Here is a 23,210-nt window from a genome sequence, read left to right as displayed (position 1 = left end):
CTCCTGGACGCCCGACCCATGTCAGGGCCCGGCTGGTCTCCCAGCCGGGCCCTGCGTCGTACTGCGACCGGTCAGCCGTAGTTGCGGTCGATCGACTGCGAGGGCGTCGGCGTCGGCCGGGCCTTCAGAACCCGCTCGGACGGGTGCTTCCCGATCTCGACGCCCTTGAGCGTTCCGAGCAGTTCGACCTCGGCGAGCGTCACACCGGTCTCACCCGCTGCCGGCGTCAGCACCAGCCGGTACTGCGTGAACGGCTTCGGCGCGGCCACTGTGAACGAGCGGGTGTAGTTGGCGAAGGCCCACTTCTCACCCGAGCGCTTGTCCAGGTCGGTCCAGGTCGTGCCGTCGTTCGAGCCCTGCAGGGTCCAGCCAGCCGGCGGCGCACCGGTCGAACCGTTGGTCAGGGTGTACATGCCGACCGGACGGCCCTGTGCCAGCTTGACCTCGATCGTGGGCTTCGCCCCGGTCAGCGTCACCTCGGTCTTCGAGTCGTTGTCGACCAGCTTCGCGGCGTCCCCGGAACTACTGGTGACGGTGGCGCCGGTGTCGGTGGTGGAGTCGTGCCAGGTCATCGGGTCCTCGCCCGGCTTGGTGATCGACGGCGGCGCGTCCTTGCGGCCCGAACCCCACGAGCTGGGCGTCGCGGACATGTCGAAGTCGATCCGGCCGCCTTTGGCGAGCAGGTCGTGCGGCAGCGCGGTGGAGGTCCACTTCTTGCCGTTGACCTGGACACCCTTGACGTACAGGTTGGCCTTGCTGTTCTTCGGCGCGTTGATGACGAGCTTCTTGCCGTTGCCGAGCTTCAGCGTCGCCTTGGTGAACAGCGGCGCCCCGATCGCGTACGTCGGGCTGCCGACCTGCAGCGGGTAGAACCCGAGCATGCTGAACAGGTACCACGCGGACATCTCGCCGTTGTCCTCGTCGCCCGGGTAGCCCTGGCCGATCTCGGAACCCAGGTAGAGCCGGTCCAGCACCTCGCGGACCTTCTCCTGGGTCTTCCACGGCTGGCCCGCGAAGTTGTACATGTACGCGATGTGGTGCGACGGCTGGTTGCTGTGGCCGTACTGGCCCATCCGGACGTCACGCGCCTCGAGCATCTCGTGGATCGTGCCGCCGTAGTGGCCGGGGAATGTCGCCGTCTCCGGGGTGGTGAAGAACTCGTCCAGCTTCTTCGCCAGACCCTCGCGACCGCCGTACACCGCGGCCAGGCCGGCGCCGTCCTGCGGAGCGGAGAAGGCCATGTTCCAGGCGTTGGTCTCGGTGAAGTCGCCACCCCAGTCCCGCGGGTCGAAGGTGCTCGGCGACTCGCGCCAGACTCCGGTCGCGTCCTTGCCCTGGAAGAAGTTCACCGTCGGGTCGAACAGTGCGACGTAGTTCCGGGCCCGGTTCAGGTAGTACTTGTAGTTGTCGAGGTACTCCTGCTTGCGCGGGTCGTTCTTCTTCGCCTTGTCGTACAGCGCCTTCGACATGTTGGCGATACCGAAGTCGTTGACGTAACCGTCCATCGACCAGCTGAAGCCCTCCGAGGTGGAGGTGGCGGTGTAACCGAGGAACGGCGACAGGTTCAGGCCCTTGCGCCCGACGTTGTCCGACGGGGGACGGGCCGCCGCGTTCTTCAGCGACGCGTCGTACGCCGCCTGGACGTCCAAGCCGGGAACACCCTTCAGGTACGCGTCGGCGAACGCCACGTCCGAGCTGGTGCCCACCATGAGGTTGGCGTAGCCCGGCGACGACCAGCGCGAGATCCAGCCGCCGTCCTTGTACTGCTGGACGAATCCGTTCACGAGCTCGGTAGCCGTCTCAGGCGAGAACAGCGAGTACGCCGGCCAGACCGTCCGGTACGTGTCCCAGAATCCGTTGTTGACGTACATCTTGCCGGGCACGATCTTCGACCCGGTCTCGGTCGGGGTGTCCGCACCGACCTTGGGTGACACCGGCGAAGCGTACGTATAAACGGGCTTCTTGACCGTGCCGGTGTTCTCGAAACCGCTGTTGGGGTAGAGGAACAGCCGGTAGAGGTTCGAGTAGATCGTGGTCAGCTGATCCGCGCTGGCGCCCTCGACCTCGATGATGCCGAGCTTGGCGTCCCAGGCCTTTTGTGCCGCGGACTTGACCTTGTCGAACGTGGCGCCGGCAACCTCCTGCTCCAGGTTCTTCTTCGCCTGGGCGGTACCGATCAGCGAGGTGGCCATACGCAGGTGGACCTGCTTGACCGACGGGTCGAACTTGAAGAAGCCGCCAACGTTCGCGCCGCCGCCGTTCGTGAGCTTGCCGCTGGACGCGACGGGCTGATCGACCACGCCGTACACGAACAACCGGCCGGCTCCGGTGGACAGGCCGCTCTTCACGTCGCTGTATCCGGTGACAACGCCGGTGGCCGGGTCCAGGGTCAGACCGCCGTCGTTGCTGACGTTGTCGAACACCAGCGATCCGTTGCCCTGGGCAAACGAAAACCGCAGGATGGCCGCGTGATCGGTCGGTGCCAGCTCGACGGAGTTGCCGTTGTCGAAGTCGACACCGTAGTAGTGCGGCAGCGCCGTCTCGTTCTCGTGGCTGAACGACCAGGCCCGGGCCTTCCGATTGGCGGTCGGGGTATCGGCGATCGACGGCATCACCTGGAAGGTCTGGCGGTCACCCATCCACGGACTCGGCTCGTGGCTGATCGAGAAGGCCTGGATCTCCGGGCGGTTCTGCTCGTTGTTGGCCTTCGCGTACTCGTACAGCCAGGAACGGGATCCGGCGTTCGTGACCGGCGTCCAGAAGTTGAAGCCGTGCGGCACGGCGGTGGCCGGGAAGTTGTTGCCCCGGGAGAAACCGCCGGTGGAGTTCGTACCGCGGGTGGTGATGGCCAGGTTCGACGGGTGCTTGCCGGCGGCCTTCGCGGCGGTCGCCGTGTCGCTGGCGAGGTTCGCGACCGAGCTGATCGCGATGTCGTCGATCCAGCCGCGGAAGTCGGCCGGCCCGGTCGGCTTGTCGTAGCCGACAAGCAGGCTCTCGATCGTCTTGCCCGCGGCGACCTTGCCGATCGCGGCCTCGATGTTGTTCCACTGGTTGGTGGACAGGCCCTTCGCCTCACCCTGACCGCGCGGGCTGAGCCCGAAGCCGTGGTGGTCGACAGCCTTCAGATCACTCAGGTAGGTGCCGTCGGTGAACTTGAGGTCCACTGCCGCGTAGGTGCTCGGGTAGGTCAGATCACCCTCGACATGTTCGGGGAAGATCTTGTACGTCAGATTGGTCGTCTTACCGACCTTGAGGTTGACGTCGAGGATCTTGTTCCAGGAGTAGCCCCGGCCCTCTGTGGTCTGGTGACCCGCGTACCGGAACGAGTGCACGCCGGTGAAGCCCGTACGGGCGCGGGCGTTGTAGGCGCTCGTCGGACCGGAATCCAGCCGGGACTCGACGGTCTCACCCGGAGGCGGCAGCGCAGCGCCGTTCGACAAGATGACGTCGGCGAGCTGCACGATGTTCTCGCCGTGGTTCTTGGTGATGTTCAGCCGGAAGAACTTGTAGGCCGTCTCGTTGCTGAACTCGTAGACCTTGGTCTGGAAGCGCTGCGGGAAGTCCTCGCCGGTACGGCTGTCCAGCGTGGTCCACGTCGTACCGTCGGCCGAACCCTGCAACGTCCAGTCCTGCGGGTCCCGGCCGTCAGCGTCATTCGCCGAGGTCAGTGCGTACTTGCGGATCGTGACGGCCTCGGACAGGTCGAACTTCAGCCAGCCGGTCGGTTCGAACACGAGCCACTTGGTGAACTTGTCGCCGTCCGCGACGTTTGAGGCGATCTCACCGGCCCCGGCGTTCTCGCCGTTCGCGGTGACCGCGGTGACCTTGTCCATCTCGCTGCCGCCAATACCGGTCGGCGTCGGGCCTTCCACACCGCCGGCACCCTTGCCGGTGTCAACGGTGTCAGCCGGTCCGGGTTGTGGATCCCCGGGCTCGAACGAGGTGAAGAAGCTCGCCCGCGCGGCCGCGGCCGACTGCGGGGCGGTAGGAGTCTGCGCGGCGGTCTGGGCAGCGGTGTCGGCCGCCGCTTTGGCGGCAGCCGGACGGGCGGCACTTGCTGAGGTCATAGGAGACATTGTCACAACAAGCCCGACGGAAGTGAGGAGGACCAGCGGACGGCGGAAGAACATCGACCAACTCCTTGTCCAGATTTACGGCCAAGTACGCGGCCCCGATGACAAGGTTGTCAGCACGCGTGCGGCTGATCCTGCCCATCACTCTCACGCTTGGTCAAGACCTCGTCGCGCAGTGTCCCAGTGGTGTCATCAGCCCCACCATCCCCCAATCCCAACCTGACCACCCCCGACACGCCGACCCACCCCCACACCCGGCCCGGCCGGACACACATCTCGGGCTCGCCCGCCCCGGCCTGCCGCGTCGAGTTCTCCCCGATCCGGCCTGCCGCCCCCGATCCGGCCTGCCGCCCCCCGATCCGGCCTGCCGCGCCCGATCCGACCGCCGCGCCCGATCCGAGCTCCGCTCCCGATTTGGCACGTCGACCTTCAAATTCGGGGGTCGACCCAGGCAGATCTGGCGAGCCCACCCCCGATTCCGACCGTCGACGGTCGGAATCAGGCCCGCCCGCGGCGGGGCAGGTGAAGCGGCGGGTCAGGACTGCCCGTGGCGGGTCAGGTGAAGAGGCAGAAGATGTGGCCGTCGGGATCGGCCAGGACGCGGACGTCGTCTTGAGGCTGCCAGGGCATCACCTTGGCGCCGAGTTCGGTGGCCCGGGCTTCGGCCTTGGCGAGGTCGTCGGTGTGGAGGTCGAGGTGGGTCATCATCTGCTGGCGATCGGACTCACTCGGCCAGGCCGGCGGCTGGTACTTCGGCTCCCGCTGGAACGACAGGTGTGACCCGCCGTTCGGTGGATGCAGCGTCACCCAGGTATCGCCGTCGTCCCGGATCTCCCACCCGAGCAGTTGCCGGTAGAAGTCGGCCAGCCGCCGGGGATCCGGCGAGTCCAGCACAACCGCCCGGAAGCTGATCCCTGCCTCGCTCATCCGCCACCTCCACGAATCGGGTCAATGCGTCCACCGGGCGAGGTACCCGCGAGCTCCAGGTTCAGCGCGTGCCGGCCGCCAAAAAGGTGGGACAGGCCGCGAGAAAGTGGCCCGAGCGGCCTCGTTCGGCCTGATCCGCGAGCCAGGCGCCGGCGTCCTCCGTCGTGATGAGGCAGGCCTTGACCGCCGCTTCCGCCGCCGCCGCGAGCCGGTCCGCCAGTACGTCGAAGTCGGTCACCACCTCGGTGTGTACGACGGTCTCGACATCGCGGAATCCGTGGTCGATCAGCAGATTGCGCAGGCTCCGGCCGGACCGGGGTGAGACCCACGCCGATTCCAGCCCGAGCAGTACGACGTCCGTGAGGTCCTGATCCGCGGCGTCCAGCGCGAGGAAACCGTAGTCGTGGCCCACCAGCACGATCCGCCCGCCGGGGCGCAATACGCGGCGCGCCTCGGCGAGCGTCGGGCCCGGATCGGCCAGCAGGTGGAACAACCGGGCCGCCCGATAGCCGTCGATCGAGGCGTCCGCCAGCGGCAGCGCGTCCGACGTACCGACGGAGAAGGTCACCTCCGGCGCTCGCTCGCGGGCAAGCTCCAGCGCCAGTGCGTCCGGGTCGACGCCGGTGACCTGGAACCCGAGCGCGTTCAGCTCGGCGGCGGCCAGACCCGGGCCGGAGCCGACGTCAACCACCGTCGCCCCGGCCCGAAGGTCCAGCAGCCGATACGACTCGGCCCGCAGTTCCGCGGCACCGGCCGTCGACTCGATCCGATCCAGCACAGCTCTGTCAGCCATGCCATCACCGTGCAACTTCATGTCCACATGAAGTCAACCCGGGAAAGCTCTGCCGGCGTGGATCAGCCGGCGTAACCGACGCTGTAGAACGCGTTGATCGGCTGCGAGCCGCCGGACGGTACGTCGACGATCCGGCCGGTGCAGTTCGTTCCGGACCAGGCGCGCTGTGCGACGACCGAGCGGTTCCACATGTGGTCGTAGTACGGGTTCACGCCGCGGCACTGGCCGCCGGCGGTCGCGGGCAGGTCCACGAGCAGGCTGCCGCCGCGGTAGAGACAGACGTCGCTGGGCTCGCAGATGCCGTTGTAGTGCGCCGCCGTGGCTTTCGCGACCGCGGGCTGAGTGGTGACCGCGCTGTTGCCGATGATGCCGGCGAACAGTGCGGCGCTGCCGGCCAGAGTGGCGGCGAACTTCCGGGTGATCGTCATGGCTTCTCCCTCGAGCGACGCCCGGTGGTTCCGGGCTCGGGAGAACCGAAACTAAGCAAGCGGCAAGCGGTTCCCGAAACAGTTCGATGAGCTTGGAAAGGCAGTGTCGGTACCGCGGCGCGCCGGGTCCGGTCTTCGACGAGGATCGAAGGCCGGACCCGGGCAGTCCATCCGACAAACGAAGTGCGGGATCAGCCCGCGTAGCCGAGGCTCCAGAAGAGGTTGACCGGGCCTTCGGTGCCGGACGGGAAGTCGTTGGCCCGGCCCGTGCAGTTGGTGCCGGACCACGCGCGCTGCGGCCAAGCCGACCGGTTCCGCAAGTAGTCGTAGGCCGTCCGGGTCTGGCCGCTGCACCCGCCCGGCGAGGACGGCCAGAGGTCGCCGACCAGCGAGCCGTTCCGGTAGAGGCACACCTCGCCGTTCTCGCAGTTTCCGTCGCCGGGCCACGCGTTGGCGGGCAGCGTGCTGACACTGGCACCGGCGACCAGGGCCGCGGTACCGACCAGGGTGGCTGCGAGCTTCCGTCGGAAGGTCACTTGGGCTCTCCGTTCGTTCGGCCCGGTCGTTCCGGGCTGGCAGAACAGAAGCTAGACAGCGGAAAGCGCCTGCCAAACCGCTTCGGCCAGGGCTGAAACGTTCGCTTGACTAGGCGGGTTTCCGGCCTCGGCCTTCGACGAGGATCGAAGGCCGAGGCGGTCAGTCCAGCACGATCTGGTCGAACAAGGTGGTGGTGAAGCGCACGTCGACGCCGACCTCGTCGCCGATGTGCGGCGGGGTGACCGACGACGGCAGGTAGAGCATGCTCGCCTGCATGTGCGGCGGCTCGGCGAACCAGCGCTGCTTGCCGTCTATCGTGAACGGCGACAACGCCATGCCGGCCGCGTCCAAACCGCCCTTGGCGAGCGCGATCGTGCGCTGCCGGACGGTCGCCGCCGCGGTCGGGGCCTCCATGCCGACGCCGTGCGCGGTACCACCCGAGACGACCAGGATGTGGCCGTCACCGGCGACGCGCCGCTGCCGGTAACCGACGCGCTCGCCCCGGCGTACCGAGTGCACGTCGAGCACGGTGGCCCGCACGGTCAGCGCGCCGCGGTCGCCGAGCCACAGGCCCGTGCCCATCCGCAGCCGCACGTTTTCGCCGATGTCGCCGAGCTTTGTCGCCGGCACGTGCGAGACCCAGAGCGGCCCCTTGCGTACGGCGTTCGCCTGGCGGCCGAGTTCGGCGGCCTCGCGGATGTTCGCCGCGTAGCCACCGGCGCCCATCGGGAAGTGCAGGGACCAGCCTTCGAAGCGGACCCGGTCCAGTGAGCTCATCAGCATCGAGTGGCGCAGTTCGCGCGCGCCGATGCCGTGGCGGCGCATCGAGGTCTGCACCTCGACCACCACCCGGCTGCGGGCCGGGATCGAGACCAGGTCGGCCAGCCGGCTGACGGTGTGGATCACGTTCGGACCGACCTGGTTGCGCACGAACGGGCGCCACGGGGTCAGGACCACGACCTCGGTCTGCGGGTCGCTGGGAACTTCCTCGTAGGTACCCACGGCCACCGTACGGGCGCCGAGGGCGGCTGATTCGGCCAGCAGCCGGGCATTGCCGACGCCGTAACCGTTTCCTTTGGCGACCGGCACGATGGACTCGTTCCACGTGGAACGTAAGTGCTCGCGCCACCGAGCCTGGTCGATGTGCAGAGTCAGGGGCATGTCAGGTCATCGCCGTCTCATGTAGAGGTCGAATGCGGTGTAGAGCGGCTTGTTCAACGGCAGATCCCACTCACCGACGTACTCGACGGCTTCTCCGCCGGTGCCGACCTTGAACTGGATCAGGCCCACGTGCGGGTCGTCCGGGTCCAAGGTGTCGGTGATGCCCCGTAGGTCGTACACGGTCGCGCCCGACTCGAGCGCGTCCGACATCATCCGCCACTGGATGGCGTTGGATCCACGCACATCCCGTTTGGCGGTCGAGCTGGCTCCATAGGAGTACCACGAGTGCTGGCCGACCCGGATCCAGATGGTGCTGGCAACCAGATCGCCTTCGTGGTGAGCGTTGTAGAGCCGGAAATCGCAGCAGCCGTGCGGCTGGGTGGTGAGTGCCTCGTACATCTTCACGAAGTACGGCAACGGCCGCGGGGTGAAGTGGTCCCGCTCGGCCGTTTCGACGTACAGCGCGTGGAAGCCCTTCAGGTCCTCGATGTTGCCGAGGCTGACCTCGACGCCCATCTTGTCGGCCTTCTTGATGTTGCGTCGCCAGAGCTGGTTCATGCCCTTGAGTACGTCGTCGGAGGTCTTGCCGCCCAGCGGTACCTGGAAGACGAACTGCGGCTGCCCGGCGGCGAAGCCCTCACCGACGCGAGGGGCCTTCCAGCCGAGGGCGTGCAACTGCGCGATGACGGTGGCGCCCGACGGCTCGATCACGTCGGGCCGTACGTCGCCGAGGCGCGGCTGCTGACCACCGGCGATGGCGTCCTTGATCGTCTTCGCGGACCAGCGGCGGGTCGGTACCGGCGGGCCCATTCGCAGGCCGAAGGCGCCTTGCTCGCGGGCATGCTCCGCCAGCGGCCGCAGGTACCGGCCGAGGTCGATCGCGTCCCAGTCGATCACCGGGCCCTCGGGCAGATAGGCGAGGTAACGCTTCACCTTCGGCATCTGCCGGTACAGCACCAGCGCGGCACCGAGCAGCTCACCCGGTGCGGCCGGATCGAACCAGCCGAGTGACTCCGCTTTCCACTCACCCTTCACCGCCGCCCAGCCAGGCGTCTGCAGGAAGCTCGCCGACGGGCGCGACGCGATGAACGCCGCGTGGTCGTCGGTGGAGATGGGCCGGATCAACAAGTCACTCACGGTGCGCCAGGTTACCGGCCCAGGTGGGCCTGGCCGAACCGGCCGTGCGCCTACGCTTGGCCCGATGAGCTTCGTCGCGCTTGTCACCGGGTCAACGTCGGGTATCGGGGCCGCTACAGCCCGTCGTCTGGCGGCCGATGGTCTGACCGTGATCGTGCACTCCCGTACCTCGGCCGACGAGGGTGAAGCCTTGGCCGATGAGCTCGGCGGCACCTACCTACAGGCGGATCTCGGCCGGGACGAAGAGGCCACCGGCCTGGTCGAGCAGGCCATCGCCCGGCACGGCCGTCTCGACGTACTGGTGAACAACGCGGGTATCAGCTGGCCCGTGCCGCATGCGGACCTGGACGCGTTGACCGCGGCCGACTGGCGCCGTCTGCTCGACGTGAACCTCATCGCCCCCTGGCTTCTGTGTACGGCGGCACTACCGGCGCTACAGGCCTCCGACCGCCCTGGCGGTGGCTCGATCGTCAACGTCACCAGCCATGCCGGCGTACGACCGAAGGGCAGTTCGATCGCGTACGCCGCCAGTAAGGCTGCGCTCAACCACACGACGAAGTTGCTCGCGGCCGCGCTAGGACCGTCAGTCCGGGTTAACGCGGTCGCGCCGGGTCTAGTGGACACGCCGCTCACGAAGGACTGGACCGAGGCCCACGAGCTCTGGAACTCCAAAAGCCCTATGCGCCGTCCAGCCCAGCCGGAAGACGTCGCGGACCTAATAGCCGCCGTACTGGCCAACACCTATCTGACCGGCGAGGTGATCCTGCTGGACGGCGGATTGAACCTCCGCTGAGTACGGCTTGAGGTTCTACTGGGACGTTGTCCTGGTTTGCTCGGCTTATGCGTCCACTAGTGCGTACCGCCGTGGCTGCGATCTCCTTCAGCCTTATCGGCCTCTTGCCCGCAATACCCGCGCCGGCCGCGTCAGCGCCTGCCTCGGCTCGGTACGACGTACAGGCGGGGAATCCGTTGTTGCCGTTCGCGCGGGCTGCCGGGGAGCGGGTGGTGCTGGCGGACAAGGTGGCGGCGGCCAAGTACGGAACGCCTGCGCCGATCGACGACCCGGTGCGAGAGAAGGCGGTTCTCGACCGAGTGGCCGGGATTTCCCTGGAATGGGGGATCGACCCGGAGGCCTCGGTACGGATCTTCCGCGACCAGATCGAGGCGAACAAACTGGTTCAGCGTGAGTGGTACCGCCGGTGGGACGTCGGACAGGTTCGCCCGCCGGAGGAACGCCCGGACCTGGCGGAGCTCCGCACCTTGATCGACCAGTTGAACGCCGTACTGCTCGCGGAGATCCGGCGTACGGTCGACGACCGGTCACGGCCGTCCTGCGTCACCAAGCAGACGAGGGCCTACGCCACGGTTGTAGGGGAACAGCGGCTCGACGGGTTGCACTCGATGGCGTTGGCCCGGGCGCTGCCGTCGTTGTGCGCGATGCTGCGATAACGTCCGGGACATGGCCGCCGCGGATCAGTCCTCCCAGCCCGCTCAACGCTCGACCGCGCTCGTCTACTGGATCTGCGTGGTTCTGACGCTGCTGGTGGGCGTCTTCCTGGCGGCCGACGCGAGCGCGGGCGGCTACGGCCCGGTGGCCTGGGTCGGCACCAGCATCGCCGCTGTTGGCCTACTCGCCTTGGCCGGTCTGTACGTCGCTTGCGCGCTCGGGCGGATCCGGCTGGACACGACCATCCTGGCCGGGCGGTTCAGCGGCAAGGCGTCGTACTTGCATGTGGCGATCGTCTGCCTGGTGCTGGTGATCGGCGCCGACATCCTGATTCCGAACCGCGAAGCGGGCAGCCTGGCCGTGCTGTTGCCGTTCGGTATCGCCTACTGGCTCAGCCACGTGACCGCCGAGGCCAACCAAGCCAAGGACTAACCGGGCCGGGGATCAACCGGCCCAAGGACTAATCCGGCCCAAGGACTAACCGGCCCAAGAGCTAGCCGAGCTGGGCGCGGAGGAAGTCGATATCGGCCTTCTGCCCGTGCTCGCTGTTCGGCGTCTCCACCACCACCGGTGCACCGGCGTCGCGGACCACGGCGACGATGTCGGCCGGATCGATCTCACCGTCGTCGAAGTTGCTGTGCCGGTCCGCGCCGGAGCCGAAGGCGTCCCGGGAGCCGTTGGCATGCACGAGATCGATCCGCCCGGTGATGGCCTTGACCTTCTCCACCACGCTCGCGAGTTCTTCGCCGCCCGCGTGGAAGTGGCAGGTGTCCAGGCAGAAGCCGACGCGGTCGACATGCTCGTTGCCCGATGCCTGGACCGCTTCCCACAGGCGCGCGATCCGGTCGAGCTGGCGGGCCATGGCGTTCTCCCCGCCGGCCGTGTTCTCGATCAGCAGTGGCACGGCCAGCTCGGCCCGCTCGATGCACTTGCGCCAGTTGTCGAACCCGGCCTCGGGATCGTCACCCTTGCCGACGTGGCCACCGTGCACGATCAGGCCCTTGGCGCCGATCTCCGCGGCCGCGTTGAGCTGCTGCTGCAGGATCTTGCGGCTGGGGATGCGAATGCGATTGTTCAGCGTGGCAACGTTCAGCACGTAGGGGGCGTGCACGAACAAGTCGATACCGGCCTGCTCTGCGGCGGCCTTCAGCTCGGCGGCGCCACCGGGATAGGCGACCACCGGGGCCTTCCAGCCCTGCGGGTCGCCGAGGAAGAACTGCACCACGTCGGCGCCCCGGTCGGCGGCCTCCGCCAGCGGGTTCTCCTGATCGACGTGCGCACCCAGTTTCAAGCTCATTGCTTCACCCTATTAGCCCGCGCCGACAGTTTTTCGCGGCCACTCGCGGACTACGCCTGCGGCTCGCTGGAAGACGCGGCGCCGGCCTCGGTGGAAGACGCGGCGCCGGCCGCGGTGGAAGGCGCTGGGCTGATGAAGACCACCAGTCGCGGATTCGGGACCTGCGCCGGCAGCTCCTGCCACCCGATCCGGCGGTAGAACCCGACCGTGTCGAGGGCGCGGCGCGCGGTCAGCAGCCAGGACGGCTCACCGGCACACAGAGTGCTCAGTACGGCGCGCCCGAGGCCGAGACCCTGGCTCGCGGGATGAACCGCCAGCTCGTCGACCTCGAAGGCACCGAGCAGATGGCGCTCGACCTGGTCCGCGCCGAGTTCGTCGTACACCGTGCCGTAGGCGCGATCACGGCGGAACGGTGGCTCGGTGGCCCAGCCCGCGCCGAAGCCGCGCAGTTCGCCGTCCACCACCCCGGTGACGAGGCGGAAGCCCGGGCGGGCGAGGTTCTCCTCGAGCCGGCCGCGGAAGGTGTCCAGCTCGGCCGGTTCCTCGTTCCAGGGCGGGGCGCTGAAGACGGCGCGGTAGAGCTGGTCGAGGTCGTCGATGATCGGTGCGGTCTCGCTGCCGGTGAGTGTGGTGAGCTTCATGACGCGACGATAATCTGCGACTGGGTCGCATTTGTGACCTGATCGAGGGTCCGCGGGCGGGAAATGGCCTGTGGATGAATGGTCAAGGCGGTGTCCGTACGCTGGTATTCTTTCCGTGGGCCCGGTCCATCGACCGGGTTCGTTTCTGACCGCCGGCGACGGATGCCGGTGGGAGGACCGCATCGCCCTCCTGCCACGGAGAGACCGTGGCCGCCAAGTCCGAAGGAGGTGGAGTTCGCGCATGCGTCGTTATGAAGTCATGGTGATCCTCGACCCTGAGCTCGAAGAGCGCACCGTTGAGCCGTCCCTCGACACGTACCTGAACATCGTCCGCAAGGAAGGTGGAACGGTCGAGAAGGTCGACATCTGGGGCCGCCGCAAGCTGGCCTATGACGTCAAGAAGAAGGCCGAAGGCATCTACGCCATCATCGACCTGACCGCCGAGCCGGCCGTGGTGAAGGAACTCGATCGTCAGCTCACGCTGAACGAGTCGATCCTGCGCACCAAGGTCATCCGCCCGGACCAGCACTGATCCACGGGGTCGTCAGCACCATCGGTACTGTCGGCGCCAGCCGCTACTGATAGTCGCAGACCAAGTCACACCCGATAGCAGGAGGAACGCCCATGGCAGGCGAAACCACCATCACTCTGGTCGGCAACCTTGTCGACGACCCCGAGCTCCGGTTCACGCCCTCTGGCGCGGCCGTCGCGAACTTCCGTATCGCGTCGACGCCCAGAACGTACGACCGGCAGACCGGTGAGTGGAAGGACGGCGATTCGCTGTTCCTCAGCTGCTCGGTGTGGCGGCAGGCCGCGGAGAACGTGGCCGAGTCGCTGCAGCGCGGCATGCGGGTCATCGTGCAGGGACGCCTCAAGTCCCGGACGTACGAGACCCGTGAGGGTGAGAAGCGCACCGTCTTCGAGATCGACGTCGACGAGGTCGGTCCGAGCCTGCGCAGCGCCACCGCCAAGGTGACCAAGGCCATGCGGTCCGGTCCCGGCGGCGAGGGTGGCGGCGGTGGCTTCGGCGGCGGTGGCGGCGGGGGCAACTTCGGTGGCCCCGGTGGTGCGCCCGGTGGCGCCCCGCAGAACGACCCGTGGGCCTCGCCCGCGGGCGGCGGCGGTGGCCAGTCGGCACCCCAGAACGACCCTTGGGCCAGCCAGGGCGGCGGCGGGATGGAAGAACCGCCGTTCTGATCAGCACAGCACCAAACCGGTAATAGTGACCATTCCGGCCGGCGTTCACGCGTAAGGCCGGGCTCTAGTAGGAAGAGAGCACCACAATGGCCAAGATCATTCGGAAGCCGAAGAAGAAGGTCTGCGGCTTCTGCAAGGACAAGGCAACGTACGTCGATTACAAGGACACCGCGCTGCTGCGCAAGTTCATCTCCGACCGTGGCAAGATCCGCGCGCGCCGGGTGACGGGCAACTGCGTCCAGCACCAGCGCGACGTCGCCATCGCCATCAAGAACGCTCGCGAGGTGGCTCTGCTGCCTTACACGAGCACCGCTCGCTGAGGGAGGTCCCACCTATGAAGCTCATTCTGGCGCAGGAGGTCGAGGGCCTCGGAGCCCCCGGCGACATCGTTGAGGTCAAGGACGGTTACGGCCGTAACTACCTCGTTCCGCGTGGGTTCGCCATTGGCTGGACCCGTGGCGCGGAGAAGCAGATCGAAACGATCAAGCGGGCGCGTGACGCCCGGGCGATCCAGGGCAAGGAGCACGCGAGCGAGGTCAAGAACCAGCTCGAGCAGCTCGGCGTCAAGCTCGCGGTGAAGGCCGGCGAGACCGGTCGCCTGTTCGGTTCGGTCACCCCGGCGGATGTCGCCGGCGCGATCAAGTCGTCCGGTGGCCCGCTGGTCGAGAAGCGCGCGATCACCATCGCGTCGCCGATCAAGACCACCGGTCGTCACCAGGTCTCGGTGCAGCTGCACCCGGACGTGGCCGCCACCGTGCGCCTCGAGGTCGTCGCGGTCTGATCGACCGGCCCGATAGCACTCGCAGTAACGAAAGGCCCGCCGCCCCGAAAGGGGCAGCGGGCCTTTCGCCTCGTCTACCCAGAACCAACCGCGAACCCAGGCGCACTGGCAAGCCACGCCCGGCGGCGTCCAGCGGCGTCCAGCCACACCCGGCACCCGGCGGCAACCGGGCGACAGGTGGACGGCGTACGGCGGGGGTCAGGGTTGTTCGGGCACGGGCCAGGCGGGTGGCTGTGGATCGCTGGCGTTGGAGCTGGCGGGTGGTTCGACCGAGGGCCAGGCCTGCGCGGGCGGGTCACTGCTGGTGGAACTGCTGTTGGGCGGCTGCACGGACGGCCACTGCGGTACCGGCGGGTCATCGGCGGCCCAGGCCGAGCCAGGCAGCAGCACCAGCCCAAGAGACGCCACCAGCGCGGTCAGCCAGTGACGTGCGGTCTGTGAGCGGCGCATCTGTCAGGCCGGGGTCAGGGCGTAGATGACGTTCTCGTGCAGCACGATCGCCTTGTTGCCCGCGATACCCCACGGACGGGCCATGTTCAGCTCCGTCGGCTTGGGGTTCTGGCCCGGCGTGACGATGGTGCCGTTCGTGTTCAGCCGGCCGTAGATCTTGCCGCCGGCCGCGCTCAGCGGCTCCAGCCCCGCGACGGTGTAGATCTTGTTGGTGGTCACGCTGATCACGCAGGTTCCCCACCCGGCCACCTTGCCCTCGGGGTCCGGGATCCACTTGGCGCTGGCCGCGTTCGAGGCCGTGGTCGGCTGGCAGATCGCCGCCGGCGCGCCCGTTTTGGTGTTGTGCACAACCGGTACGACGTTCTCGCCCTTGGTCTTCCAAAGCACCAGGACGCGACCCGCGCTGGCCAGCACCACCCGCTCGACCTGGCCGTTCGAGCCGGGCGGGGCCTTCGGCTTCACCTCGACCGGCGGCTTGTCCGGCTCGAGTAACCACCACGGGCCGTAGTAGCGGGAGACGAGCACCTGCTGGCCCTCGGCGAGCAGCACGCTGGCCTCGCGGGGGATCTGCGCCGCGTCGATCGGGCGCAGCGACTCACCGGAGACGACGAAGGTGCCCTGCTTGTTCACGACCAACGGTGACGAGCCGTAGAACTGCACCTGCGTAGTGGAAGGCAACTTGATGAACGTGCCGGTGGCTCCCTCACGCGGCCAGTAGGAGAAGTAGTCGTCGGAAACGACCGCCACCACCGGATTGCCGTCGATCGTGGTGAACACCGGGCTCTTCGAGCTCTTGTTCACCTTGTCCTGCCAGAGCACCTTGCCGTTCGCGTCGAGTACCGCGACCTTGGCGTCGTTGGTGATGAGGGCGACCTGCTTGCCGTCGGGTGAGACCGCCGGGGTGGTGTTCGGCATCAGGTCAACGGTCCAGGCGGCCGAACTGGTCCAGCCGGTCGGTACCGGCCGGGCCTGGAAAATATCGGGCTTGATCGAGGGTTCCGGCAACGGCGGCAGGGTCGTCGATACCGCCTGAGGCTCCTTCGGGCCCCGGTCGCGGATGACGAGCAGATAGGTCAGCGTGCCGGCCAGCAGGACGAGCGCGACGCCGATGGCCAGGTAGACCGGCCACACCGCCTTGCCGCCGCGGCCGCGGCCACGGCCGACCTCGGGCGCGATCGAGTCCACCGAGCCGTCGGGGTGGATCACCAGCGGCCACGACGTACCGTCGGGCTCGACGGCGGTCGCCTTGACCGGGCGGCCCAGCTGCGCGGCCCGATCGGCCACCAGCGCCAGCGCCGCCTGGCGGGGATCCTGATCGACCACCGGGTGACTACGGCCGGCGATCTTCACCTCGCCGTTATGGGCGTCGTACAACCGGATCGTGACCTTCGGCCACGACGGGATGCCCTTGTCCGCCACCTTGCTCCCTCGTCGGCTGACTCCGTCTCGGTGATCGGAGCCTCCGCTCGTTTCTAGCATGCCGCCGGGCCTATCGGTGAGCCACTTCCACCGCTTCGGACACAGGTTGTGGACAATCAACCGATCAGGGTTGTCGTGACCCCGAGACGAGGTACAAAATCCCTGTCCTGTGGACCAGTCGTCACACGGTGTTCCGAGAGGCGGGAGAATGTCTTGGGCCGCGACGCCCTGACCCCCTTGAGAGGAGGCGACTGTGACTCAGCCGCACAATCCGTGGACCCGCCAGACGCAGGGCCCCGGGGTGCCGGCTCCAGGGCCGGTGCCACCACCGGTCCAGCCCCAGCCTGTACCGCACCAGCAACTGGGTGCGCAGGCCCCCCAGTACGGCGTACCGGCGCCCGCTCCCGAGGAGCGGTTGCCGAAGTTCGCGATTCCCGCCGCCGACACGCTGTGGTGGCTGGGAGTACATGGCGGGTCGGGGGAGACCACGATGTCCCGGTTGCTGCCGGGGACGCACGCGGCGGGCCATCGCTGGCCGATCCCGCCACCCCCGGTACCGACCCCCATCGTGCTGGTGGCCCGCACGCACGCCTATGGTCTACGGGCCGCACAGCGGGCGGCGACCGAGTGGGCCTCCGGAGTGGTGAGCGGGGTCAGCGTGCTGGGACTCGTCCTGATCGCCGACGCGCCGGGCAGACTGCCGCGCGTGCTCGACGACTTCGCCGACATCGTCGGAGGCGGTGTGCCACGGGTGTGGGATATCCCGTGGATCGAGGAGTGGCGCCGGGGAGAGGATCCGACGCCCGACAACACGCCCGACGAGGTTTTCGAAGTTCTTGAATCCATTTACGCGCTCCGTGCGTCGAACCAAGCGGTCTACCCCGCTTCGTACTGAAAGGTCATCTGATGTCTCTGCTCGAACTGGTTCCGCCGAAGGTCCTGACGTTTATTCCCGTCGGCGTGCCGGACCCGGGTGCCGGCACCGCCCCCGGCGACACCGAGGGCAAGATCACCACGGTGATCGGCTGGGTCACCTGGCTCGCCTTCGCGGTCTGTGCGCTGGGCGTCATCATCGCCGGCGGCATGATGGCCCTCGGCCAGCGTCGTGGTGAGGGTGGCGAGCACGCTGCCCGGCTCGGTTGGGTGCTCGCGGGCTGCATCGTGGTCGGCTCTGCCGCCGGCCTCGTCAACGCCCTGATCTGACGCGACCAACGAACGGGTGCCCGTGGCGATCTTCAGCAAGTCCGATGACGGCGACGACCTGACCGACGGTGAGAGCCCCTGGAGCTCCAGGGGCTTCATCGCGTCGATCATCGTCGTCGCCGCCATCGCGATCTGCGCGCTGGCATGGATCGTGCTGGGCGGCCCCGACGACAACACCACGGGTCCGAAGACCGGCGTACCGTCCGAGACGGTCGCGCCGACCACCGACCCGACCGGCCCACCGGCGACCGCGGACCCGACGCCGACCGATCCGACGCCGACCGACCCGGTGCCCACGGCAACCACTTCGCCGCGGCCGGGCGCGTGCGGGATCAAGCCGGGTGATCAGCGGATCACCTCGGTGGCCCCGATCGGCGTCGCCTGGACCTTCGAGGGCGGCATCCTGGTGCCGTTCAAGTCCACCATCGGCCCGCAGGTGCGGGACGGGTCCGGTATCCGCAGTTGCTACGCGCACTCCCCGATCGGTGCGGTCTTCGCGGCGATGAACACGCTGGCGCAGGTCCAGGACGGGCAGAACGCCGAGCGGGTGATCCGGCAGCGGGTGGTGCCCGGAGCAGGGCGCGACCGGGCGCTGGCCGATGCCAAGGCGGCCCGGCTGAGCCCGACGCCGATCGTCGGTGGCGCCGCGCAGGTGCAGTTCGTCGGTTTCAAGATTCTCGACTACGCCCCGGACCGGGCGCTGGTGTCCGTGGCCGTGCAGTCCGGCGGCGAGGTGGACAAGGTGGCCGGGCTGGTCGTGTCGATGCGCTGGTCCGGTGGCGACTGGAAGCTGGCGTTGCGTTCCGACGGCAGTATCAGCGGTGATCCCGACGTGCTCGGTTCTCTCGACGGGTACGTATCGTTCCGAGGCGCCTGATGATCGTCCTCGGTTGTTCGCTCACCAACTGGGGTGACTGCCTCGAAGAGTTCCTCAGCTTCGCGGTGAGCAAGGTGCTCGGTGGCCTGCTCGACATCATTCTGAAGGCCATCAAGTGGGTCGTGGCCGAGGCGGTCAAGCTGGTGCTGGAGACGATCGGCACCTTCTGGATCCGGCTGCCCACGATCTCGCTGACCAACGACGGTCAGGCGTCCTCCACGATCACCTTCGTCGAGCAGCAGACGGTCTGGCTGGTGGCCGCGATCGGCGTCGTCTCGGTCATTCTCGCCGGCGCCCGGATGGCCTGGCACGGCCGCGGCGAACCGCTGCGTGAGCTGGGCAAGAGCCTCGGCACCCTGCTGGTCGTGTCGTCGGCCGGTATCACCATGGTCACTCTGCTGACGCAGCTGGCCGACTCGATCGCCCGGGACGTGATCAACGCGTCGCTCGGCGCCAGCGGTCAGACCTTCGCCGAGCGAATGGCCGATCTGGTCGTGAACCCCATGGTCCATCCCAGTACGGGACTGGCGATCGTGCTGATGTTCGGCCTGATCGCGATCATCAGCAGCTTCATCCAGGTCATCTTCATGCTGGTGCGCAGCGGCATGCTGATCCTGCTGGCCGGGGTGCTGCCGCTGGCCGCCGCGGCCACCAACACCGAGATGGGCAAGGCCTGGTTCAAGCGGGTCGTCGGCTGGCTGGTCGCGTTCATCGTCTACAAACCGGTCGTCGCGCTGATCTACGCGACCGCGCTGAACCTCGCCGGGAACCCCGAGGGCGACATGATGAAGATCATCACGGGCGTGACGATGATGCTGCTCGCGGTCATCGCCCTGCCCGCCCTGCTTCGCTTCGTCGCTCCGAAGGGGGCCTGATGGTCGCCTCGATGATCGTGCTGTGCAGTAAGTACAACCCGCTCAGCTGGCCCGGCTGCGTGACCAGGAAACTCGGCGAAGCCGTCGACGCGGTCTTCGCCGGCTTCTGGAACCTGATCTACAAGATGTTCGCCGGTGTCATCGCCGACGCGGTCGGTGGCGTGATCAAGGCGGTCGGCTCGCTGTGGATCTACGTGCCGACCCTGCACGCCAGCGAAGGCGGCAACTACAGCCCGGTCGCGACGGTTTCGTTCATGCGCGGCCAGACCCTGTTCCTGACCGCCGCCGTGGCGGTCGTCGCGATGATCATCGGCGGCGCCCGGATGGCCTATCAGCACCACGGCGAATCGGCCCGGGAGCTGCTGCGCAGCATGCTCACCCTGGTCATCGTCACCCTCGGTGGCGTGGCGATGGTCACGGTGCTGACCGAGGCCGGCGACCTGCTGGCCAAGGAGTTCATCGACCGCGCGGTGCAGGAGTCCGGTATGGGCTTCGCCGAGAACCTGGTCAAGATGATCGCGGGCCCGATGGCCACGCAGCCGATGTTCACCTTGCCGCTGATCATCGTGCTGGGCTTCGCCGCGGTGCTGATGTCGTTCCTGCAGATCATCATGATGCTGGTGCGCAACGGCATGTTGATCCTTCTGGTCGGCATACTGCCGTTGGCCGCGGCGGCGACGAACACGGAGATGGGCAAGGCCTGGTTCAAGCGCTGCTGTGGCTGGCTGATCGCGTTCATCGCCTACAAGCCGTTCGCCGCCCTGATCTACGCCACCGCGATCATGCTGGCCGGAAACCAGGACAGCCTGGTGAACGTACTCACCGGCTTGATGATGATGGCGCTGTCGATCATCGCCCTGCCCGCCCTGCTCAGACTGGTTTCACCGCCCGGAGGGAGCTGAAATGGTCGCGAACCTGATCGCCCTCGCGGAATGCAGCTGGCGTCCTTGGACCTGGGGCCAATGCCTCATCGACATGGTCTCAGCGGTACTGGACCTCGCCATCAAGGGACTGATCCACTTGATCTTCGATCCGATCGTCGAGCTGATCTCCAAGGCCGTGAACTCGATCATGGTCACCCTTGGCACCTTCTGGATGGACCCGGACATCATCCGCACGGCGGTGACGACAAATCCCGACTGCACCGGTGGCGCCAGCAATCCCTGTGGTCAGGCCAGCGCGGAGATCGCCTTCATCAACGCGCAGTTGATGCCGGTGGTGGCCGGTGTCGCGGTCATTTCGGTGATCATCGCCGGTGCGCGGATGGCGTTCACCCATCGCGGCGAACCGGTTCGCGAGCTGCTGCAGAGCCTGCTCACGCTGACCATCGTCAGCACCGCGGGTATCGCGTTCGTCTCGCTGCTGATCTCGGCCGGCGACTCGTTCTCGACCGAGGTGATGGAGGCCGCCCTCGACGGCGGCGGATTCGGTGACGCGATCGCCGCGATGATCGTGTCCGGGCTCGTGGTCGGCAGCCCGGCCGGTATCGCGCTGGCGATCATTCTCGGCATCCTGGCGATCATCGGATCGCTGATCCAGATCGTGCTGCTGATCGTGCGCAACGGCATGCTGGTACTGCTGATGGGCATCTTCCCGCTGGCTGCCGCATTCACGAACACCGAGATGGGCAAGGCCTGGTTCAAACGGGTCATCACCTGGCTGACCGCGTTCCTGCTCTACAAACCGGTCGCCGCCCTGATCTACGCGACCTGCATCAAGATGGTCAGCTCCGCGGGCGTCAAGAAGCCCTGGGAGTACGAGAGCCTGGACGAGCTCGGCAAGGCCCTCGTGCACAGCGTGACGGGTCTGATGATGATGTTCCTGGCCCTGTTCGCCCTGCCCGCGCTGATGCGCTTCCTCACCCCGCTGGTGGCGGCGACGGCGGGCGGCCCGGGTCTCGGCGCCATGATGGGCGGCCTGGCCGGCAAGATGGCCGACCAGATGGCCAAGGGTGCGGACGGTGGCGGCGGTGGTGGGCCCACCGGCTCGGTCAACACCGGCCAGTCCCGGCGCGCGCCTTCGCAGAACCAGCCCAGCGGGCAGTCCGGCGGTCCGTCCGGTGGCCGGTCCGGCGGCGGCGGGAATCCGTCCGGTAGTGCGCAGGCGCCCTCCGGCGGTTCCTCGGGTAGTGCCGGTGCCACCGCGACCGGTGGCGGCGCCTCGGTGGCCACCACCGGCGGCTCGAGCGGCGCGACGGCCGGTGCCAGTGCGTCTGGTGGCAGTGCCGCCGCTGGTGGTGCGACCGCCGGTGGTACCGCGGCGGGTGGCGGTGCGGCCGGTGGTGCCGCTGGTGGCGCGGCCGCTGGTGGCGCCGCGGCGGCCGCGGGTCCGGCCGCGATCGCGGTAGTTGCGATCATGGCTGCCAAGAAGGTGGCGGACACCACCAAGCAGATGGCCGACGGGGCAGTGGCCTCCGGCGCCGATGACCGAGCGATGGACGAGGGACCAAGTGGCAACGGCTGATACCGCGCCCCGGGCGCGTACCTACGGCAACTGGCGTCGCCCCGCGTCGGCGGGTATCGCCGGCATGGGCATGCTGGGCACCGGCCTGATGATGGGCGGCCTGGTGATGATGATCATCGCGATGATGGTCGGTGGCATGAAGGCCGCCATCGTCGTCGCGGTGATCGTCGGCGTCGCGTTGCTGATGTTGATGACGAAGGACAAGCACGGAAAGTCCGCGTTGCAGCGGATGTCGACCCGTATTGGATGGCAGCGAGCAGTCATGACGAAGCAGAACATCTACCGTTCCGGGCCGCTCGGCCGTACCGCGTGGGGCAAGTTCCAGCTGCCCGGTCTCGCGGCGGCCTCGCAGCTCAGCGAGTACCAGGACTCCTACGGCCGTCCGTTCGCGCTGCTCTACTACCCCAGCACGCGGCACTTCACCATCGTGATCAACGCCGAGCCGGACGGCGCGTCGCTGGTCGACGAGGACCAGGTCGACGTCTGGGTCGCGCACTGGGGCCAGTGGCTCGCCTCGCTCGGCCACGAGCCCGGCATCATCGCCGCCTCGGTCACGGTTGAGAGCGCGCCCGACACCGGTACGCGGCTGCGCCGTGAGGTCAGCCACAACATGCAGGACGGCACCCCGGCGATCGCCCGGGCGATGCTGACCGAGGTCGTGCAGACCTACCCGGAGGGCTCGGCGCTGGTCTCGGCCCGGGTCGCCCTCACCTTCAAGGGTGTCGACCGCAACGGCAAGAAGCGCAAGGACGACGACGTCGGCCGCGAACTGGCCTCCCGGCTGCCCGCGCTGACCCAGAGCCTGAACTCCACCGGTGCCGGCGCCGCCCGCCCGGTCACCGCGCAGGAGCTGTGCGAGACCGTGCGAATCGCATACGACCCGGCCTCGGCCGTGCTGATCGACGAGGCCCGCAGCCAGGGCATGTCGCCGGAGCTGTCCTGGACCGACGTCGGCCCGGCCGGCGCGCAGGCCTTCTGGGACAAGTACCGCCACGACACCGCCTGGTCGGTGACCTGGATGATGACCCAGGCGCCACGCGGCGAGGTCTTCTCCTCGGTGCTGTCGCAGCTGGTCGGCCCGCACCCGGACATCGACCGCAAGCGCGTCACCCTGCTCTACCGCCCGCTGGACGCGGCCACCGCGGCCCGGATGGTGGAGGCCGACAAGCGCAACGCCTCGTTCCGGGCCACCTCGTCCTCGCGGCCGTCGGCCCGCGCGATGGCCGAGGCCCGCGCCGCCGACCGTACGGCGCAGGAGGAGGCTCGCGGCGCGGGTCTGGTCAACTTCGGCATGGTGGTGACCGGCACCGTGATGTCCGCGGAGCAGATCCCGGACATGGTCGCCGCCATCGACAACCTGGGCGCGACCGCCCGGATCCTGCTCCGGCCGGCCTACGGCTCGCAGGACTCCGCGTTCGCCGCCGCCCTTCCGCTCGGCTTGGTACTGCCGAGCCACCTCTCCGTACCCGCCGGCCTGCGGGAGTCCCTGTGACAAAGCGGGAGT

Annotated in this window: 25 protein-coding genes; 14 read left to right on the top strand and 11 right to left on the bottom strand. The window is 68.0% G+C overall.

Going from position 1 to position 23,210, the window contains the following annotated elements:
- Positions 1-71 precede the first annotated feature (71 nt).
- The 7 genes from ACFFGN_RS12755 to ACFFGN_RS12725 form a co-directional block, all read right to left on the bottom strand.
- On the bottom strand, positions 72-4,067 hold the full coding sequence (locus ACFFGN_RS12755) for a GH92 family glycosyl hydrolase (protein WP_380046824.1): 3,996 nt from the start codon (positions 4,065-4,067) through the stop codon (positions 72-74).
- A 561-nt stretch (positions 4,068-4,628) separates the two neighbouring features.
- A complete protein-coding gene (locus ACFFGN_RS12750; RefSeq protein ID WP_380046822.1) occupies positions 4,629-5,000 on the bottom strand; it encodes a VOC family protein in 372 nt (123 codons plus the stop codon).
- Positions 5,001-5,061: 61 nt separating this feature from the next.
- A complete protein-coding gene (locus ACFFGN_RS12745; protein ID WP_380046820.1) occupies positions 5,062-5,793 on the bottom strand; it encodes a methyltransferase domain-containing protein in 732 nt (243 codons plus the stop codon).
- 62 nt (positions 5,794-5,855) lie between these two features.
- Positions 5,856-6,221: a hypothetical protein gene (locus ACFFGN_RS12740; protein ID WP_380046818.1), complete on the bottom strand. Its 366-nt coding sequence runs from the start codon at positions 6,219-6,221 to the stop codon at positions 5,856-5,858.
- 191 nt (positions 6,222-6,412) lie between these two features.
- The gene (locus ACFFGN_RS12735; protein WP_380046816.1) at positions 6,413-6,757 is read right to left on the bottom strand and encodes a hypothetical protein; all 345 of its coding nucleotides are present in this window, start codon (positions 6,755-6,757) and stop codon (positions 6,413-6,415) included.
- A 160-nt stretch (positions 6,758-6,917) separates the two neighbouring features.
- Complete coding sequence (locus ACFFGN_RS12730; protein WP_380046814.1) at positions 6,918-7,919, bottom strand: alanine racemase; 1,002 nt, start codon at positions 7,917-7,919, stop codon at positions 6,918-6,920.
- A 6-nt stretch (positions 7,920-7,925) separates the two neighbouring features.
- The gene (locus ACFFGN_RS12725; protein WP_380046812.1) at positions 7,926-9,056 is read right to left on the bottom strand and encodes a lipid II:glycine glycyltransferase FemX; all 1,131 of its coding nucleotides are present in this window, start codon (positions 9,054-9,056) and stop codon (positions 7,926-7,928) included.
- Positions 9,057-9,120: 64 nt separating this feature from the next.
- Between ACFFGN_RS12725 and ACFFGN_RS12720 the strand changes: the two genes are divergently transcribed.
- Genes ACFFGN_RS12720 through ACFFGN_RS12710 form a run of 3 tightly spaced genes read left to right on the top strand, consistent with a single transcriptional unit; the run spans position 9,121 to position 10,935 of the window.
- Positions 9,121-9,849, top strand: coding sequence for an SDR family NAD(P)-dependent oxidoreductase (locus ACFFGN_RS12720; protein ID WP_380046810.1), 729 nt, complete (start codon positions 9,121-9,123; stop codon positions 9,847-9,849).
- 47 nt (positions 9,850-9,896) lie between these two features.
- Positions 9,897-10,505 carry a gamma subclass chorismate mutase AroQ gene (gene aroQ / locus ACFFGN_RS12715; protein WP_380046808.1) on the top strand — a complete coding sequence of 203 codons (609 nt, stop codon included), beginning with the start codon at positions 9,897-9,899 and terminating at the stop codon, positions 10,503-10,505.
- Positions 10,506-10,515: 10 nt separating this feature from the next.
- Positions 10,516-10,935 (top strand): hypothetical protein, encoded by a 420-nt coding sequence (locus ACFFGN_RS12710; protein ID WP_380046806.1) that lies wholly within the window; start codon positions 10,516-10,518, stop codon positions 10,933-10,935.
- A 61-nt stretch (positions 10,936-10,996) separates the two neighbouring features.
- Here the strand turns inward: ACFFGN_RS12710 and ACFFGN_RS12705 are convergent, their stop codons facing one another.
- Both ACFFGN_RS12705 and ACFFGN_RS12700 read right to left on the bottom strand, forming a co-directional pair.
- The gene (locus ACFFGN_RS12705) at positions 10,997-11,800 is read right to left on the bottom strand and encodes a deoxyribonuclease IV (protein ID WP_380046804.1); all 804 of its coding nucleotides are present in this window, start codon (positions 11,798-11,800) and stop codon (positions 10,997-10,999) included.
- Between the two features lie 50 nt (positions 11,801-11,850).
- Positions 11,851-12,441 carry a GNAT family N-acetyltransferase gene (locus ACFFGN_RS12700; protein ID WP_380046802.1) on the bottom strand — a complete coding sequence of 197 codons (591 nt, stop codon included), beginning with the start codon at positions 12,439-12,441 and terminating at the stop codon, positions 11,851-11,853.
- A gap of 241 nt (positions 12,442-12,682) precedes the next feature.
- On the opposite strand from ACFFGN_RS12700, the gene rpsF reads away from it, so the two are divergent.
- The 4 genes from rpsF (at position 12,683) to rplI (ending at position 14,419) form a co-directional block, all read left to right on the top strand.
- On the top strand, positions 12,683-12,973 hold the full coding sequence (gene rpsF / locus ACFFGN_RS12695) for a 30S ribosomal protein S6 (RefSeq protein WP_380046800.1): 291 nt from the start codon (positions 12,683-12,685) through the stop codon (positions 12,971-12,973).
- A gap of 92 nt (positions 12,974-13,065) precedes the next feature.
- Positions 13,066-13,638 (top strand): single-stranded DNA-binding protein, encoded by a 573-nt coding sequence (locus ACFFGN_RS12690; protein WP_380046798.1) that lies wholly within the window; start codon positions 13,066-13,068, stop codon positions 13,636-13,638.
- A gap of 86 nt (positions 13,639-13,724) precedes the next feature.
- Positions 13,725-13,958 (top strand): 30S ribosomal protein S18, encoded by a 234-nt coding sequence (gene rpsR, locus ACFFGN_RS12685; protein WP_328989826.1) that lies wholly within the window; start codon positions 13,725-13,727, stop codon positions 13,956-13,958.
- Between the two features lie 14 nt (positions 13,959-13,972).
- Positions 13,973-14,419, top strand: coding sequence for a 50S ribosomal protein L9 (gene rplI, locus ACFFGN_RS12680; RefSeq protein WP_380046795.1), 447 nt, complete (start codon positions 13,973-13,975; stop codon positions 14,417-14,419).
- A 198-nt stretch (positions 14,420-14,617) separates the two neighbouring features.
- On the opposite strand, the gene ACFFGN_RS12675 is transcribed toward rplI, so the two are convergent.
- Positions 14,618-14,869, bottom strand: coding sequence for a hypothetical protein (locus tag ACFFGN_RS12675; RefSeq protein WP_380046793.1), 252 nt, complete (start codon positions 14,867-14,869; stop codon positions 14,618-14,620).
- A gap of 3 nt (positions 14,870-14,872) precedes the next feature.
- Positions 14,873-16,288 carry a hypothetical protein gene (locus tag ACFFGN_RS12670; protein ID WP_380046791.1) on the bottom strand — a complete coding sequence of 472 codons (1,416 nt, stop codon included), beginning with the start codon at positions 16,286-16,288 and terminating at the stop codon, positions 14,873-14,875.
- 253 nt (positions 16,289-16,541) lie between these two features.
- Here ACFFGN_RS12670 and ACFFGN_RS12665 point away from each other — a divergent pair, with 253 nt between their 5' ends.
- From ACFFGN_RS12665 to ACFFGN_RS12635, 7 genes are read left to right on the top strand one after another with little or no spacing between them, the layout of a single operon-like run.
- The gene (locus tag ACFFGN_RS12665; RefSeq protein ID WP_380046789.1) at positions 16,542-17,183 is read left to right on the top strand and encodes a DUF6668 family protein; all 642 of its coding nucleotides are present in this window, start codon (positions 16,542-16,544) and stop codon (positions 17,181-17,183) included.
- Positions 17,184-17,194: 11 nt separating this feature from the next.
- Complete coding sequence (locus ACFFGN_RS12660) at positions 17,195-17,491, top strand: TrbC/VirB2 family protein (protein ID WP_380046787.1); 297 nt, start codon at positions 17,195-17,197, stop codon at positions 17,489-17,491.
- Between the two features lie 22 nt (positions 17,492-17,513).
- Positions 17,514-18,368, top strand: coding sequence for a DUF8175 domain-containg protein (locus ACFFGN_RS12655; protein ID WP_380046785.1), 855 nt, complete (start codon positions 17,514-17,516; stop codon positions 18,366-18,368).
- On the top strand, positions 18,368-19,243 hold the full coding sequence (locus tag ACFFGN_RS12650; protein ID WP_380046783.1) for a TrbL/VirB6 family protein: 876 nt from the start codon (positions 18,368-18,370) through the stop codon (positions 19,241-19,243). Before ACFFGN_RS12655 ends, ACFFGN_RS12650 begins: the two co-directional genes overlap by 1 nt.
- A complete protein-coding gene (locus ACFFGN_RS12645; RefSeq protein WP_380046781.1) occupies positions 19,243-20,145 on the top strand; it encodes a TrbL/VirB6 family protein in 903 nt (300 codons plus the stop codon). Before ACFFGN_RS12650 ends, ACFFGN_RS12645 begins: the two co-directional genes overlap by 1 nt.
- A 1-nt stretch (position 20,146) precedes the next feature.
- Positions 20,147-21,706 carry a TrbL/VirB6 family protein gene (locus tag ACFFGN_RS12640; RefSeq protein WP_380046779.1) on the top strand — a complete coding sequence of 520 codons (1,560 nt, stop codon included), beginning with the start codon at positions 20,147-20,149 and terminating at the stop codon, positions 21,704-21,706.
- A complete protein-coding gene (locus ACFFGN_RS12635) occupies positions 21,693-23,198 on the top strand; it encodes an SCO6880 family protein (RefSeq protein ID WP_380046777.1) in 1,506 nt (501 codons plus the stop codon). Before ACFFGN_RS12640 ends, ACFFGN_RS12635 begins: the two co-directional genes overlap by 14 nt.
- Positions 23,199-23,210 lie beyond the last annotated feature (12 nt).

Origin of the sequence: Kribbella deserti, assembly GCF_042434725.1 — a bacterium.
Lineage (GTDB): Bacteria > Actinomycetota > Actinomycetes > Propionibacteriales > Kribbellaceae > Kribbella > Kribbella deserti.
This window is presented reverse-complemented; position numbering and strand designations above follow the sequence as displayed.

Coding starts and splice junctions, on each gene's coding strand:
- ACFFGN_RS12740 (WP_380046818.1), bottom strand. CDS start 6,221: ATGACGATCACCCGGAAGTTCGCCGCCACTCTGGCCGGCAGCGCCGCA.
- ACFFGN_RS12690 (WP_380046798.1), top strand. CDS start 13,066: ATGGCAGGCGAAACCACCATCACTCTGGTCGGCAACCTTGTCGACGAC.
- rpsF (WP_380046800.1), top strand. CDS start 12,683: ATGCGTCGTTATGAAGTCATGGTGATCCTCGACCCTGAGCTCGAAGAG.
- ACFFGN_RS12720 (WP_380046810.1), top strand. CDS start 9,121: ATGAGCTTCGTCGCGCTTGTCACCGGGTCAACGTCGGGTATCGGGGCC.
- rplI (WP_380046795.1), top strand. CDS start 13,973: ATGAAGCTCATTCTGGCGCAGGAGGTCGAGGGCCTCGGAGCCCCCGGC.
- ACFFGN_RS12705 (WP_380046804.1), bottom strand. CDS start 11,800: ATGAGCTTGAAACTGGGTGCGCACGTCGATCAGGAGAACCCGCTGGCG.
- ACFFGN_RS12640 (WP_380046779.1), top strand. CDS start 20,147: ATGGTCGCGAACCTGATCGCCCTCGCGGAATGCAGCTGGCGTCCTTGG.
- ACFFGN_RS12700 (WP_380046802.1), bottom strand. CDS start 12,441: ATGAAGCTCACCACACTCACCGGCAGCGAGACCGCACCGATCATCGAC.
- ACFFGN_RS12750 (WP_380046822.1), bottom strand. CDS start 5,000: ATGAGCGAGGCAGGGATCAGCTTCCGGGCGGTTGTGCTGGACTCGCCG.
- ACFFGN_RS12645 (WP_380046781.1), top strand. CDS start 19,243: ATGGTCGCCTCGATGATCGTGCTGTGCAGTAAGTACAACCCGCTCAGC.
- ACFFGN_RS12675 (WP_380046793.1), bottom strand. CDS start 14,869: ATGCGCCGCTCACAGACCGCACGTCACTGGCTGACCGCGCTGGTGGCG.
- ACFFGN_RS12730 (WP_380046814.1), bottom strand. CDS start 7,919: ATGCCCCTGACTCTGCACATCGACCAGGCTCGGTGGCGCGAGCACTTA.
- aroQ (WP_380046808.1), top strand. CDS start 9,897: ATGCGTCCACTAGTGCGTACCGCCGTGGCTGCGATCTCCTTCAGCCTT.
- ACFFGN_RS12745 (WP_380046820.1), bottom strand. CDS start 5,793: ATGGCTGACAGAGCTGTGCTGGATCGGATCGAGTCGACGGCCGGTGCC.
- ACFFGN_RS12650 (WP_380046783.1), top strand. CDS start 18,368: ATGATCGTCCTCGGTTGTTCGCTCACCAACTGGGGTGACTGCCTCGAA.
- ACFFGN_RS12660 (WP_380046787.1), top strand. CDS start 17,195: ATGTCTCTGCTCGAACTGGTTCCGCCGAAGGTCCTGACGTTTATTCCC.
- ACFFGN_RS12755 (WP_380046824.1), bottom strand. CDS start 4,067: ATGACCTCAGCAAGTGCCGCCCGTCCGGCTGCCGCCAAAGCGGCGGCC.
- ACFFGN_RS12710 (WP_380046806.1), top strand. CDS start 10,516: ATGGCCGCCGCGGATCAGTCCTCCCAGCCCGCTCAACGCTCGACCGCG.
- rpsR (WP_328989826.1), top strand. CDS start 13,725: ATGGCCAAGATCATTCGGAAGCCGAAGAAGAAGGTCTGCGGCTTCTGC.